Below are 13,004 nucleotides of genomic sequence, written 5' to 3'. Positions count from 1 at the left end.
GTCACCGCGGCCCGTAGCCGACGGCCGCGCGCTTCTCGTCCTCGCTGAGAAAGTCCGCAGCGCTCACCCGCGCCCAGCGCGCCTCGCGCTCGGCGCTGAGGCCCTCGATGCGGTCGGCATCGAAAGCGAGGCGCAGCGCCGGCTCGCCGAAATGTCCGCCCAGCCAGTCGCCGATGGCGCCGGCGAGCCGCTGGACCAGCGGCAGCACGGTCAGCCGGTAGAAAGCGCGGTTGGCCTCGGCATAGTTGGAATAGGTGGCGTCGCCGGGGATGCCGATGAGCATCGGCGGCACGCCGAAGGCCAAAGCGATCTCGCGCGCCGCCTGGTTCTTGGCCTCGATGAAGTCCATGTCCTTCGGCGACAGGCCCATCGCCTTCCAGTCGAGCCCGCCCTCCAGCAGCATTGGCCGCCCGGCCCGCGCCGCCCCGGTATAGCCGCCCTCGAGCTCGGCCTTCAGCCGGTCGAACTGGTCCGGCGAGAGGTTGCCCGCCTCGCCCGGCTGGTAGACCAGCGCGCCGGACGGCCGCGCGGAATTGTCGAGCAGCGCCTTGTTCCAGCGCGCTGCCGCATTGTGCAGGTCGAGCGCGCTGCGGGCCGCCGACAGCGGCGCAAAGCCGTTCGCATCCGCCAGCGGATGGAAAAGCTTCAGGTGCAGCACCCGCCCCGGCCGCTCCCCGCCACCGCCTTCCGCCCCGCCGCTATCCGGCCCCCCGCTCTCTGGGCCGATGCTCCCCGACCCGCCCTCCGCCGCGATCCGCCGGACATAGCTGCCGATCCTGTACTCGTAGGCCTCCGGCCAGCCGTCGCTCCCCTCCACCACCCGCACCCGGTCGGGCCTCAGCGCAAAGAGGGCGCGCGGCCGGTCGACCACGGACACCTCGAGAAAGCCGTCGCCGGCGAGCAGCAGATGCCCGCACAGCGTCTCGATCAGCCCTGTGCCGTCCTGCATCCCGTTCGGCCGCCGCAACAGCGACAGCAGCGGATGCGCCTCAATCTCGCGCGTGCCCTCGTAGAGCAGCAGCGGGATCGCCGCGGCGTTCTCGGCGATCAGCCGGATCGAGCGGTAGACCACCGGGTTCTGCATGAACCCGGCCTTCGCCAGGCCCTGGTAGCTCCGCTCCCCGAAAGCCCCGTCCGAGGCGTCGGTGAACACCAGCGTACCGCCGCCGACGCTCTTGCCCTCGGCCGGCCGCACCAAGGCCGCCGGCGGGTTCGTCAAGGCGCGCGTCATCATCCCCGCGAGCGTCGATCGCAGTCCCATGTCGGTCTCCCCGTAATGTCGGAATTGTCGAAGACGGCGCAGCGCCGGCCCCATTTGGTCCGTCGACCTCGCCCTGCGGCCGGGGAGGTTTTGCCTCGGCAGCGCCGCGGCCCAGCGCCGCGGTTCAGCGTCGGAGCACAGCCGCGACGGCCTCCACCGATCGATCTCCCCCCATGAGGGGGAGATGCCCGGCAGGGCAGAGGGGGGTGCACCGCCGCCCCGCTGCACGAAAAGCGGCAGGCCCCCACCAACGAAAGCACCGGCCGCATTCATCAGCCGCAGCGCGTGCCTACAGCCCGCGCACCCGCGGCTCGGCCACCGGCGCGAGCAGCGCCGTCACCGCCCAGACCAGCGCGTCCAGCCGGTCGGGCGAGCGCCCGTTCGACAGCCCGTCCGGCCCGAAATCACACATCTCGTCTTCCAGCGCCGCGAAGCTTCCGGCGTGCCGGACGCGGCCTTGCTCGTAGAGGGCGGCCACTGGCTCGGCCCGCACCCATTTGCCGCGCGTCGCCCGGACGCTGCGCACCGGCACTGCCGGCGAGACGGTGCGGATCACCGCCTCCACCATGTCGCCGCCCTGGTTCACCTCGGCGACGATCCGGTCGGCCTCCAGCCGCTCGTAGAGCGCCACCGCGGCCGCCGCCCATTCATGCGGCTTGGCGCCTTGCCGGCTGGCATCGGCGAGCACGTAGATCGTCCCGTCCGCCGCCCGCCCGGCCGCGACGATGCCGCAGGCGTCCGAGTTCTTGCCGGCCGTCGCCGGCGGATCGACGCCGACGACGATCCGCCGCAGCGGCGGCGCCGCCCGCACCCGCAGCCGGTCGATCGCGGCGCGGTCGAACAGCGCATCCTCGCGCGCCGCGATCCACTCGCCCTCCAGTTCCTGCCGCGCCAGCCGCGAGCCGCCATAGCGCTGCGCCATCGCCTCGACGAAACCGGCCCCCAGATTCCCCGCATTCTCCGCCGTCCGCATCCGCGTCGCGACCGTCGTGGACGGTCGCCGGATAGCCTGCGCCACCGACGCGCCGATCTCCGCCCTTGAGGGGGAGATGGCCGCCAAGCCGGATACAGGATGGCCAGAGGGGGGTGCCTCGCCTGATGCTGTAACCAGATCCCCGCTGCCGCCCCTCTCCAGCCCCCCACCAATCCCGCCTCCCAGCACCCCCGCCTCAACCAGCAACCGTTTCAGCAGCGGCACCGGCCGCGGCGTCGTCGTGAACAGCGCCCGCGCCTGGTCGCCCAGCCGCAAGCCCATCTGCAGATTGTCGAAACAGGCCTCGGGATGTTTCCATTTCGCCAGCTCGTCGCCCCAGGCCGCGTCGAACTGGTAGCCGCGCAACGCCTCGGGATCCTCCGAGGAGAACACCTGCGCCACCGCGCCATTGCCGAACACCAGCCGACGCCGCGTCGATTCATAGACCGGGCGGACCCCGCCGACATTCGCCCGAAGCCCGCTCTCGCCCTCGATCATCACCTCGCGGGCGTCGCCCAGCGTCTCCGCCACCAGCGCGATCCGGCCATAGGGTTTTGCCCCGGCATGCCCCTCGACCAGCGCCCGCACCCATTCCGCCCCCGCCCGCGTCTTGCCCGAGCCGCGCCCGCCGATCAGCAGCCATTGCCGCCAGTCGCCCGCCGGGGGCAATTGCTCCGGCCGGGCAAGGCTCGCCCAGCCCGGCATCGCCGCCGCGAGCACCGCCGGCGGGCAGTCCGCCATCGCCGCCCCGACGGCCGCCCAGAAAGCCTCGTCATCCAGCGTCATCGCGATGCCTTCCGCCCGGTTCGTCAGGCCGGTTCCCGGGCGGCAGCCGCGACGGGCTGACCGGCACCCTCCCCCGCGAACCGCCCCTCGCCGTCGAACAGCACCGGCCCACCGCGCCGCCGCGCATCGAGCGCCTGCAGCCGGCGCAGCATTTCGGCGCGCAGCCGCGCGGTCTCGCCGTCGCCATCCTCGCCGCCGCGCGCCTCCAGCGCCTCCAGGCGCTTCAGCTCCAGCAGCTTCTCCAGCGTCCGCGTCATCTGCCCGACCGCCTCGATCCGCCCCTTGGCGCCGCCCGGCGGCCCGTCCCCGCCCGCACACTCCGCCTCCAGCGCCGCCATCTCGCCCGTCAGCACCGTCAGCAACCGCTCCGACAAGGACGAACCCGCCACCTCCGCCATTCCCGCACCCTCCGGACATGAAAAAGGCGGCCGGACCAAAAGCCCGCCGCCACACTTTTCCGACTGTACCCTAGAGCTACCCGATCACCGTCACGCAGTCAAGGCATATTTTCTTATGAAGGATATTATTCTTACTCTGCCAGTGTCTGGCTGCTTGGGGACTCTCGGCCGAGCCTACCGCCCCTCCCCCGGATCGTCCCCCGGCCAGTCCGCAAGATGCTCCTCGAAATCCTCCATCTCCATCCCGTCCTCGGAGATCGTCCGGTCGCGGACGGAAATGCCGGCGTGGTGGACGGTCTCGGGATCGCCGGAGACGAGGTGGTGCCACCAGTAGAGGTCGCGGCCCTCGCGCACCAGGCGGTAGGCGCAGGTCGGCGGCAGCCAGGCGATCTTCTTCACCGCCTCGACATCAAGGCCGATGCAGTCGGGCACGGTGGCGCGGCGGTTCTCGTAATCCGAGCAGCGGCAGCTGTGGCCGTCGAGCAGCGTGCAGGCGACGTTGGTCCAGGCGATCTCGCCGGTGTCCCAGTCCTCCAGCTTGTTCAGGCAGCAGCGCCCGCAGCCGTCGCAGAGGCTTTCCCACTCCTCCGGGCTCAGCGCCTCGAGGGTGGTATCCTTCCAGAACGGTTTGTTGCCGAAATCACGCATGGGGAATTTCGTTCATAAGCTCAAGGTCTTCTTGTTGTCGCCGCATAATCCGGCCACTTAATCTCATCGAAGGGACTGCGGTGCTAGAGCCGTCCGAAAGACGGCCCCGGCCGCTGGAGAACAGGTCGAACGTGCCATCATCGTCACCCCCCACGAAACGCTGGAACCCCTCGCGGCTGATCGAGCTCGACGCGTGGATCGACTCCAGCCTGTGGCGGTTTTTCCATGCCTTTTCCGCTATTTGGGAAAGCATTACCATCTTCTCCCGGCGGTTTCGCGCCACCGGCTTCAAGCGCCTCCTCGTCGAGCTCTCCTGCGAGGGGCTGACGCTCGGCCTTGCCGGCATGGTGATGATGCTCGTCCTTGCCCAGCCGGCGATGAAGCTGACGGTCCATGGCCTGCCGCTCGAAACCGACTATTCCGTGTTGTTCCTCGACCGTCACGGCAATGAGATCGGCCGGCGCGGCGTGCTTCGCTCGGACGCCATCCCGATCGACGAGATGCCCGACCAGTTCGTCAAGGCGGTGCTCGCCACCGAGGACCGCCGCTTCTTCGACCATTGGGGCATCGACTTCTTCGGCCTTGCGCGGGCGCTGAGCGAGAACGCCCGGGCCGGCGGCGTCGTCCAGGGCGGCTCGACGCTGACCCAGCAGCTCGCCAAGAACCTGTTCCTGTCGAACGAGCGCACCATCGACCGCAAGATCAACGAGGCCTTCCTGTCGCTCTGGCTGGAATCCAATCTCACCAAGCGCGAGATCCTCGGCATGTATCTCGACCGCGCCTATATGGGCGGCGGCAGTTTTGGCGCGGCGGGGGCGGCCGAGTTCTATTTTGCCAAGAACATCCGCGAGGTGAGCCTTGCCGAGGCGGCGATGCTCGCCGGCCTGTTCAAGGCCCCGGCAAAATACGCCCCCCACATCAACCTGCCGGCGGCGCGCGCCCGCGCCAACGAGGTCCTGTCCAATATGGTGCAGGCCGGCTTCATGACCGAGGGCCAGGTCGTCGCCGCCCGCCGCCAGCCGGCCACCGCCGTCGACCGCTCGGCCATTACCTCGCCCGACTATTTCCTCGACTTCGCCTTCGCCGAGGTGCAGCGCATCGCCGAGAAGATCCCGCACCGCAATTTTGTCGCGCGCACCTCGTTCGACGCCGGCCTTCAGCAGCTTGCCGACGAGTCGGTCTCCTATCACCTGCAGCAGTTCGGCAAGCCTTACGGCGTCGACGAGGCGGCGATGGTGGTGCTCGACGACGAGGGCGGCGTGCGCGCCATGGTGGGCGGGCGCGACTACGGCCTCTCGCAGTTCAACCGCGCCACCAAGGCGCTGCGCCAGCCCGGCTCCTCGTTCAAGGGCTACGTCTACGCCGCCGCGATGGAGAACGGCTATAAGCCGCTCGACGTCATCTCCGACGGCCCGATCACCGTTGGCAACTGGTCGCCGCAGAACTACGGCCGCTCGTTTGCCGGCCGGGTGACGCTGGAAGACGCGATCGCCCGCTCGATCAACACCGTCCCGGTCCGGCTCAGCCAGAAGATCGGCATGGCCAAGGTCACCGCTTTGGCCAAGGCGATGGGCGTCGAGAGCCCCTTGCGCGGCGACAAGACCATGGCGCTCGGCACCTCCGAGGTCACCGTGCTCGACCAGGCGACCGGCTACGCCGTGTTCCCCGCCGGCGGAATGGATTCGCACCGCCATGCCATCCTGTCGCTCGCCGACGGCAGCGGCGACATCCTGTGGGACGCCAACCGCGACATGCCCCCCCGCCACCGCGTCCTCTCCGAACAGGCGGCGAAATCGATGAATGAGATGCTGGTGCAGGTGCCGATCAAGGGCACCGCCCGCAAGGCGCAGCTCACCATGACGCGCGCCGCCGGCAAGACCGGCACCACGCAAGGCTACCGTGACGCCTGGTTCGTCGGCTACACCGGCAACTTCACCGCCGCCGTCTGGTACGGCAATGACAGTTTCCGCCCGACCAACAAGCTGACCGGCGGTTCGCTGCCGGTCCAGACCTGGCATCGCTTCATGGAGGCGGCGCACCAGGGCATCGAGCTGAAGCCGATCCCGTTCATCAAGGATCCCTTGCCGGCGCCGTCGACCGAGAAGGTCGCCGCGGCCCCCGATGCCGCCCCGCGGCCGGTGCGCCCGCTGTCGCTGAACAACGCGGCGCAGAAGCTGCTCCTCGACCTCGGACGCCAGTTCGAGACGGCCCCGCCGCTCGGGCCGGAAAAGGTCGCCGCCAACCGCCCGGCCTCCCCCGCGCCATCGCCGCAATAAGCCCGGCGCTGCGCCGTCGCCGCACGGCTTCGGCCAGCGGCTTCGGGCTTGCCAGCGGCGGCGGGAAGTGAAATGAGCCGCATCGGCCCGCCTTGGAACGAGACCGTATGCGCTTCCTGATCCTTCTCGCCGTGTCGATCGCGATCGCCCTCGGCCTCGGCACCTGGAGCGCCAACTGGGCGCTGGGGGAAGCCGCCGATTTCGGCGCCGTCGAGGTCGGCCCGTGGCGTGCCAACCCGCTCGCCGGCTCGGTCGATGCCGATCCCTATTCCAAGGCGCGCCTTGCCCGCATCGGCAATCTGACGCTCGGCATCGGCGAGGGCATCCTGTTCCGCGCCACGCGCGACAGCGGCGGCGAGGTGCTCAGGCGCGAATGCAGCTACGTCCTGGCCGGCCAGACGCCGCCCGCCCGCATCTGGACCCTCGCCGCCTTCGCGCCGGCCGGGCAGCTGGTGCCGGCCGGCGAGAACCGGCCGGGCTGGCTGAGCTCGCGCGGCCTGCTGCGGGCGGAGGACAACAGCGTCGGCATCGCGATCTCCCCGGTCGCGCAGGCCGGCAACTGGCTCGCCGTCACCGGGCGGGGCGCCTATGTGCTGGCGCTGACGCTCTACGACACCCCGGCAAGCTCCTCGAGTGGCCTCGGCCAGCTCGACATGCCGAGCCTCGTGCGCGGAGACTGCCTCGATGGTTAGAGTGCTCTTCGCCATCGTGGCCGGCCTCATCGGGGCGGCGGCGGTCCACATCGCGGCGATCTTCGCCATCCCGGAGCTCGCCGAGAACAATGCCTGGGGCCGACTCGCGCGCATCGCCGAGATCAACCAGGTGGCCCGCATCGATTCCCTCAGCGGCGAGGCAGCGGCCTCCACCGACAAGCCAGGCGCGCACGATTTCGCCTTCATCGACCCGAGCTTCGTCACCGCTGCCTGCCGCTTCTCCCTCGCCGAGGGGCCGGTCCGGCTCCTGGCGAACGGCCGGATCGACTTCTGGTCGGCCTCGATCTACTCGCGCTCGGGCGACAATCTCTATTCGATCAACGATCGCTCGGCCGTCGAGGGCCAGTTCAATCTCCTGGTGGCAACGCCCGAGCAGCTGACCGAAGCGGGAACCTCAGACGAACGCGACGAGACCGCCATCCCCGTCGGCGTCGACATCGACGAGGGCTATCTGACGCTGCGCATCCTGGTCGACGAAGAGAGCAAGCGGCCGGAAGTCGACGCCTTCGTCCGCTCGCTCACCTGCGATCCCGTGCCGCCACCGAGCGACGAATGATGCGTGGAGAGGTCTGCCTGCGGGCGGATCGCCCGAAGCGGCAAAATCAGGCCTGAAGCTGCTCGAGCAGGTCACCCGCCGCCCTGGCGCCGCCGGTCATTGGCTCGCGGCGGATGCACGGCAGGATCACCACCTCGGCGGTCGCGCCGGCGGGGCGTGACGGCGTCGCCATCGGCGGGCGCTCCGGAAAGCGAAGTACGGTTGCCATTGCTACGAACCCTTGCCTGCCCCTGACGGATGCTCGTCAGCCTCTGACCTCCGGCAGACTATGAGCAGCCTACCTTTCGCGGAGCTAACGCTACGTCGCCTCGGTGCGCCCCGTGCCAGCCGGGCGTATCGCCCACTCAATGCGTACACTGCACCATCGCTTCCCGGTATCGGCAACTCTCTGAGATGCGCCATCAGGCCGAAACCCTCGGGAAAGCGATCATGCTTAACAGCTTGCTAAGACATCTTAGCTAATTGTTTGCATCTGACGTTCTGACAAGCCCACCGGAGTCCCATGAAGGACAAGAGCCCGCGCATCTTCCGCAATCTTGAAAAGACCGCCGGACGGGACGGCTTTGACACGATCGTCGGTGCGGCCGTGGCTTCCTACGGCTCGCTGCGCCTGCCGAATGACACGCAAGTGCGCGATTTCGGCCGTCTGGTCGATCCGCTGTGGACGAAGATCACCCCCGAGACCCGCCGCTCCGTCGCCGCCGCGCTGTCCAACAGCAGCCGCGTTCCCCGGGCGATCGTCGCCCGGCTCGTCGCCGAGCCCATCGAGATTTCCGCCCCCTTCCTGATGTCCAGCCCGGTGCTGGAGCCCGCCGACCTCGACATCCTCAAGGCAAGTCCCGACACGCGCATGCAAAGGATCGTCGAGGGCCGCAATCCGATCGCCCCGGCAGCGCCCGCCTTCATGACCGAGCCGGTCGCCGACGAGCCCGCAGCGCCCGCCACGCCGGTGCGAGTGGCGGCAAAAGCTGTGCCAGTAGCCGCACCGGCTGCCGCCCCCGTGGCAGCTTCAGCAGCTTCGGCGGCCTTGCGCCCGGCCGCCGCCACGCCAGCCGTGGCGCCCTCCCCCCAACCCGTGCCAGCCGTCGAGGCAACGCCGGCCCCGCCGCTGCTGCGCGCCCGCAGCGCGCCCGTCGCGACGCCGCCCGCACCCTCCGCCACCCGCGCCGATCTGGTGCGCGAGACGCTGCGGCGCCTGGCGCTCGCCGGCCGCCAGGCCGGACCTTCGGCCGATCCCGCGCCCAAGCTCGAGGACCTCGTCGCCCTCGCAGTGCAGCAGGACGCCGACCGCTTCTACACCGGCCTGCGCCGCAAGCTGATGCTGCCGATGGACATGCTGGGAAAGATCGTCGAGGACGAGACCGGCGACCGGCTTGCGGTGGCGCTGAAGGCGATGAATGCCGGGGCTGCCGACGCCCTCACCATCCTGATGATGATGAAGCCGCGCATCGGTCTCGACGTCGAGGCTTTCGGCCGGATGACCAAGTATTATCGCGCGCTGAAGGTCGAGGACTGCGCTTCTCCCACCGGCGCCGCACTGCGCCGCCAGACCGTCGCCGCCCCCAGCCTTGAGCCGCAATATCAGGACCTCGAGCCGCTCGAGCGTCAGGCCCCCCGCCCGATCTTCGGCCGCCGCGCCAGCCGCCCCGGCGAGACCGACAAGGGCAGCAAAAGGGCCTGAGGTTATCGCAAACCGGGAAACATCGCGGAAGCGCTGCTCAAGAAACTGAAGTCGACACGACGTCTCTTCGAGACGGCAGCAGGCCCGCGGAGCGGGCGACTGACAGCCTATTTCAGCCGTGGGCTACTCGTGAAGTAGAGCACCGCAAGGCCCGTCACGACGATGGCCACAGGCCCTATGAAAACGACGGCCATATCGGGCGTCATCGGCTGAGCTCCCGCTTGAGATAGGCTCTGGCACACAGATGTAGCGCCACGCTACCGCCCATGCAACCGACGGGCATGAGTAGCAATATGCTGGCCGCCGACAGCGAAGACGCGTTGGAAACCACGACGTTGATGATGGGACCGATGCCGCCGACGATGGTCAGTCCGATCGCCAGGCCGTTCCCATAGGCCGCCGTCAGCTTAGCCGTTTCCTCGCGTGGCGATTTGCGATCCCGAAGGCTGAACATGACGCGGTTTCCGCAGGAGGAGCGGGCGGAAAGGTTTCACAGCCCGTGCGCGGGTGTCTACGGGCTTGCCAACAGGAGTTTCATTGTCTGGACAAAGGCTCTCCCCCTACCCCTGCCCTACGCTGCGTCGGGATCGATGATCTCCAGATAGGTTTCCGGCGCCGCCGTCTCGATCTCCACCACCCAGAAATCCGGATCGAACCGCGCCTCCTGCTCGAAGCGGCGGGTCAGCGCAGCGTCGTCCGTCACGGCTTCAGTCATGAAGCTGCGGTCGCCGTCGCCGGAGGACATCGTCTGGACGGCCGGACCGAAAAGGCGGATCAAGCCGTCCCGGTTTCGGGCGATGATATAGATCGCCCCGGCCGCCTCGGCGCCCCGGCGCTCGACCGCGGCAAAGCCGCCATCGGCGAACACCCGGCGCAGCAGTTGCGAGACGTAGAGGTCGCTGGTCACGCGCATGCGATCACTCCTGCCGTGCCGGCGTCGCCGGCCTCAGCATCCCGCTCTACTGCACCGCGCCGATCGAGACCAGTCGCTCGAGGATTCGCTTGTTGGGCTGGCCGGTAACGTCGAGCCCTTCCAGCGCCTCGAAGGTGCGGATCGCTTCGCGCGTACGCTCGCCGAGAATGCCATCGGCGTCGAGCTTGGCGACGTCGGCATGGGTCAGGCCGCTCTGGATCCGGCGCACCAGCTCGCGCTCCGGCAGCGAGCCGGTGGTGCCGGGATCGCGCGCCTCGCCGTCGTTCGCGGTCGCGGCGGTGTTGCTGGCATAGCGCTCGGGCGCGGGCTGCGCGACCGGCACGGTGCCCGCCGAAGGCTCGGCGTCGGCGACCCGCATGTGCGCCTCGATCTGCCGCAGGAGCTGCGTCGAGGGCTCGCCGTCGACACGCAAGGCGTATTCCGTCTGGAAGGCCTTGATCGCCGCGGTGGTCGCCTTGCCCGGCTTGCCGTCGAGCGCGGCGCTATAGTGCCCCGTCCGCGCGAGGAGGTTCTGCACCTCCAGCACCAGCGGCACCGCCATCAGGCTCTCGTCCACCCCGGCATCGCTGGTGACGAGCGGCGCCATGTCGAGCGGGCCGCCGCGCGTCGCCATCATCGGCCGCGGATGCCGGCTCGGCTGCCAATAGAAGGCGTTGCCGGCCACGAAGGCGAACAGCACGGCGACCCCGGCAATCCCGCCCGACAGAACGGGGCGGGCCGCGATCGGAGCACCGATCTTGCCGAGGAGCGCGGTCGAGCCGCCGATTAGCCGCGCCGAGACGCTAGGCCGAACGACGCGTCTGCCGGTTGTCCTGCGCGGTGGTTGGGCTTTTTTTGCGGGCATCGGTGAGCGCTACGATCTTGTCGTTGGAGGTCTGTAGTTCTGCGATTCGGGCGGGACAGTCGAGCGGAATCCGGACGCTGACGGTGGTGCCGCGGCCGAGCGCACTGGCGATCTCCATCGAGCCGCCGTGCAACTCGCTCAGCGCCTTCACCAGCGACAGGCCAAGACCCGTGCCTTGGTAGCGCCGCGCCGGGCCGGTGGAGGCCTGGACGAAAGGCTGGCCGAGGCGCGGGATGTCGGCGTCGGCAATGCCGATGCCGGTATCGGAGACGCGGACCAGAAGCGCGCCATCGCGCCGCTCTGCCTCGAGCGCGATGCTGCCGATGTCGGTGAACTTCACCGCGTTCGACAGGAGGTTGAGGAGGATCTGGTGGCAGGCACGGGGATCTGCGACCATCTCGGCCGCGCCCGATCCGAGCCTGACGTCGAAGCGCAGGCCCTTGCGCTCAGCTTCCGGCCGCATCAGGTCGACCGCCGCCTTCAAAGCGGACTCGATGCCGAAAGGCTCGTGCTGCAGTTCGTAACGGCCGGCCTCGATCTTGGAGATGTCGAGGAGGCTGTTGACCACCGAGAGCAGATGCTCGCCCGACTGGCGGATCAGCCCGACATATTCCTTCTGCCGCGGATTTTCGAAACTGCCGAAGAACTCCTGGTCGAGCACATCGGAGAAGCCGATGATGGCGTTGAGCGGGGTGCGCAGCTCGTGGCTGACCGAGGCAAGGAACTGGCTCTTGGCGTCGGAGCTCTTCTTGGCCAGCGCCAGGGCGTCGCTGAGTTCGGCGGTGCGCAGCCGGTCGGCGGTGACGTCGCGGGCCAGGCACAGCACTGCCTGCAGCGCACCGGCCTCGCGCAGCGCGATCAGCTTCAGGACGATGTCGGAGAACCCGCCGCCGGTCGCGCGCTGCAGCCGCAGCTCGGTGCAGACCGTCTCGGCACCCGCCTTGATGTCGCCGAAGGCCTTGAGGTAGCGGACGCGGTCGGTGACGTGCAGCTGCTGGAATATCGCGGCATCGTCGAGCGGTCCGCCGCCGAAAAGGCTTTCGGCCGCCTTCGAGGCCGAGACAAGACGGCCGTCGGCGGCAAAGCGCAGCACCGCATCCGACAAGGCGTTCTCGATCAGCACGGTCTCGGCCGATTCCAGCGCGCGCACCCTCTGGCCGGCACTGCGGGTCCTGGCGAGGCGGAGCGTCTGCAGGGCGGTGAAGGCGAGGCCGAGGACGACGGCGAGCGGGGCTTCGGCGGCAAAGCCCGTCCCGGCGATCGCGCCGCTCCACTCGGCCAGCGCGACACCGCCAAGGGTCAAGCACGCCATGCCGCCGGCAAAGCCTGCCAGCGAGCGGCGTCCGGCGACCAGCGCCTCGACCGGGGCCAGCAGCAGCAGCCAGAGGAGGGGCGAGGCGAGCCCCGCGCCGAGGCCGGCGACAAGACCGATCAGCACGGCAAGGCTCGTCGTGGCGCAGGAAAGGACGAGGCCGAGGCGACCGGTAGAAGCAAGGAGCCCGGCGAGCGCAAGGCAAAGGCCGGCGACGATGATCGGAGCCACGACGCCGCGGGTGCCGAGTTCGGCAAGGCTTGCGAAAGGCGACAGCAAGGCGGCGACGAGGCCGGCGGCGACCAGGGCGCCGATCGCCTTGGCCTGCGTGCGGCGCGCGTCAGCCTCCAGAATGGCGGGCGCGACGAGGCCCTCGAAGCGGCCGAGGAGAACTTTTGCGAGAGACCCGCCGCGTTTGGCCGTCTCCCTGCTGTCTGCCCCGATCAATCCAGTCATTCACAACCCGCGTCCGCTTCGATGCCGGGCCGGGTGTTCGACATCACGTGAGTCGAGGCGCCCTCGCCGGTTGAAACGATCATGGCCCCGAACGGTTTAAGGAAGGCATAAGCGCTTGGCGATTGCCGCCCGCCCAGCCCCCGCAGCGCGGCCCTCGGCACGGCCA

General features: G+C 69.3%; 13 protein-coding genes. 4 read left to right on the top strand and 9 right to left on the bottom strand.

Annotated features, from left to right (window positions below; translation table 11 throughout):
* Position 1 precedes the first annotated feature (1 nt).
* From ACZLZQ_RS07795 to ACZLZQ_RS07780, 4 genes are all read right to left on the bottom strand, one after another.
* Positions 2-1,231 carry a phage portal protein gene (locus ACZLZQ_RS07795; protein ID WP_472949218.1) on the bottom strand — a complete coding sequence of 410 codons (1,230 nt, stop codon included), beginning with the start codon at positions 1,229-1,231 and terminating at the stop codon, positions 2-4.
* A 319-nt stretch (positions 1,232-1,550) separates the two neighbouring features.
* The gene (locus ACZLZQ_RS07790; protein ID WP_472948865.1) at positions 1,551-3,020 is read right to left on the bottom strand and encodes a DNA-packaging protein; all 1,470 of its coding nucleotides are present in this window, start codon (positions 3,018-3,020) and stop codon (positions 1,551-1,553) included.
* Positions 3,021-3,043: 23 nt separating this feature from the next.
* Positions 3,044-3,418 carry a hypothetical protein gene (locus ACZLZQ_RS07785; protein WP_472948864.1) on the bottom strand — a complete coding sequence of 125 codons (375 nt, stop codon included), beginning with the start codon at positions 3,416-3,418 and terminating at the stop codon, positions 3,044-3,046.
* Between the two features lie 174 nt (positions 3,419-3,592).
* Positions 3,593-4,066: a YcgN family cysteine cluster protein gene (locus ACZLZQ_RS07780; RefSeq protein ID WP_472948863.1), complete on the bottom strand. Its 474-nt coding sequence runs from the start codon at positions 4,064-4,066 to the stop codon at positions 3,593-3,595.
* 113 nt (positions 4,067-4,179) lie between these two features.
* Here ACZLZQ_RS07780 and ACZLZQ_RS07775 point away from each other — a divergent pair, with 113 nt between their 5' ends.
* From ACZLZQ_RS07775 to ACZLZQ_RS07765, 3 genes are all read left to right on the top strand, one after another.
* On the top strand, positions 4,180-6,342 hold the full coding sequence (locus ACZLZQ_RS07775) for a transglycosylase domain-containing protein (RefSeq protein ID WP_472949217.1): 2,163 nt from the start codon (positions 4,180-4,182) through the stop codon (positions 6,340-6,342).
* A gap of 107 nt (positions 6,343-6,449) precedes the next feature.
* A complete protein-coding gene (locus ACZLZQ_RS07770; RefSeq protein ID WP_472948862.1) occupies positions 6,450-7,034 on the top strand; it encodes a DUF1214 domain-containing protein in 585 nt (194 codons plus the stop codon).
* Complete coding sequence (locus ACZLZQ_RS07765) at positions 7,027-7,611, top strand: DUF1254 domain-containing protein (protein WP_472931414.1); 585 nt, start codon at positions 7,027-7,029, stop codon at positions 7,609-7,611. Before ACZLZQ_RS07770 ends, ACZLZQ_RS07765 begins: the two co-directional genes overlap by 8 nt.
* A 46-nt stretch (positions 7,612-7,657) precedes the next feature.
* On the opposite strand, the gene ACZLZQ_RS07760 is transcribed toward ACZLZQ_RS07765, so the two are convergent.
* A complete protein-coding gene (locus ACZLZQ_RS07760; protein WP_472948861.1) occupies positions 7,658-7,819 on the bottom strand; it encodes a hypothetical protein in 162 nt (53 codons plus the stop codon).
* A gap of 294 nt (positions 7,820-8,113) precedes the next feature.
* On the opposite strand from ACZLZQ_RS07760, the gene ACZLZQ_RS07755 reads away from it, so the two are divergent.
* The gene (locus tag ACZLZQ_RS07755; protein WP_472948860.1) at positions 8,114-9,292 is read left to right on the top strand and encodes a hypothetical protein; all 1,179 of its coding nucleotides are present in this window, start codon (positions 8,114-8,116) and stop codon (positions 9,290-9,292) included.
* Positions 9,293-9,494: 202 nt separating this feature from the next.
* Here ACZLZQ_RS07755 and ACZLZQ_RS07750 read toward each other — a convergent pair whose 3' ends face one another.
* The 4 genes from ACZLZQ_RS07750 to ACZLZQ_RS07735 form a co-directional block, all read right to left on the bottom strand.
* Positions 9,495-9,746 (bottom strand): amino acid transporter, encoded by a 252-nt coding sequence (locus ACZLZQ_RS07750; protein ID WP_472948859.1) that lies wholly within the window; start codon positions 9,744-9,746, stop codon positions 9,495-9,497.
* 117 nt (positions 9,747-9,863) lie between these two features.
* Positions 9,864-10,205, bottom strand: a complete 342-nt coding sequence (locus ACZLZQ_RS07745; RefSeq protein WP_472948858.1) for a DUF1491 family protein — start codon at positions 10,203-10,205, stop codon at positions 9,864-9,866.
* Positions 10,206-10,251: 46 nt separating this feature from the next.
* On the bottom strand, positions 10,252-11,070 hold the full coding sequence (locus ACZLZQ_RS07740; protein ID WP_472948857.1) for a peptidoglycan-binding domain-containing protein: 819 nt from the start codon (positions 11,068-11,070) through the stop codon (positions 10,252-10,254).
* On the bottom strand, positions 11,009-12,838 hold the full coding sequence (locus ACZLZQ_RS07735; RefSeq protein WP_472948856.1) for a sensor histidine kinase: 1,830 nt from the start codon (positions 12,836-12,838) through the stop codon (positions 11,009-11,011). Before ACZLZQ_RS07735 ends, ACZLZQ_RS07740 begins: the two co-directional genes overlap by 62 nt.
* Positions 12,839-13,004 lie beyond the last annotated feature (166 nt).

Source organism: Mesocryomonas lacus, assembly GCF_055730105.2.
The sequence above is the reverse complement of the archived record's forward strand: the minus strand, read 5'-3'. Positions and strand labels throughout refer to the sequence as shown.

Excerpts from the sequence above, each read along its gene's own strand:
- ACZLZQ_RS07790 (WP_472948865.1), bottom strand. The coding sequence starts at position 3,020 with ATGACGCTGGATGACGAGGCTTTCTGGGCGGCCGTCGGGGCGGCGATG.
- ACZLZQ_RS07795 (WP_472949218.1), bottom strand. The coding sequence starts at position 1,231 with ATGACGCGCGCCTTGACGAACCCGCCGGCGGCCTTGGTGCGGCCGGCC.
- ACZLZQ_RS07755 (WP_472948860.1), top strand. The coding sequence starts at position 8,114 with ATGAAGGACAAGAGCCCGCGCATCTTCCGCAATCTTGAAAAGACCGCC.
- ACZLZQ_RS07765 (WP_472931414.1), top strand. The coding sequence starts at position 7,027 with ATGGTTAGAGTGCTCTTCGCCATCGTGGCCGGCCTCATCGGGGCGGCG.
- ACZLZQ_RS07735 (WP_472948856.1), bottom strand. The coding sequence starts at position 12,838 with ATGACTGGATTGATCGGGGCAGACAGCAGGGAGACGGCCAAACGCGGC.
- ACZLZQ_RS07770 (WP_472948862.1), top strand. The coding sequence starts at position 6,450 with ATGCGCTTCCTGATCCTTCTCGCCGTGTCGATCGCGATCGCCCTCGGC.
- ACZLZQ_RS07740 (WP_472948857.1), bottom strand. The coding sequence starts at position 11,070 with ATGCCCGCAAAAAAAGCCCAACCACCGCGCAGGACAACCGGCAGACGC.
- ACZLZQ_RS07760 (WP_472948861.1), bottom strand. The coding sequence starts at position 7,819 with ATGGCAACCGTACTTCGCTTTCCGGAGCGCCCGCCGATGGCGACGCCG.
- ACZLZQ_RS07785 (WP_472948864.1), bottom strand. The coding sequence starts at position 3,418 with ATGGCGGAGGTGGCGGGTTCGTCCTTGTCGGAGCGGTTGCTGACGGTG.
- ACZLZQ_RS07745 (WP_472948858.1), bottom strand. The coding sequence starts at position 10,205 with ATGCGCGTGACCAGCGACCTCTACGTCTCGCAACTGCTGCGCCGGGTG.
- ACZLZQ_RS07750 (WP_472948859.1), bottom strand. The coding sequence starts at position 9,746 with ATGTTCAGCCTTCGGGATCGCAAATCGCCACGCGAGGAAACGGCTAAG.
- ACZLZQ_RS07780 (WP_472948863.1), bottom strand. The coding sequence starts at position 4,066 with ATGCGTGATTTCGGCAACAAACCGTTCTGGAAGGATACCACCCTCGAG.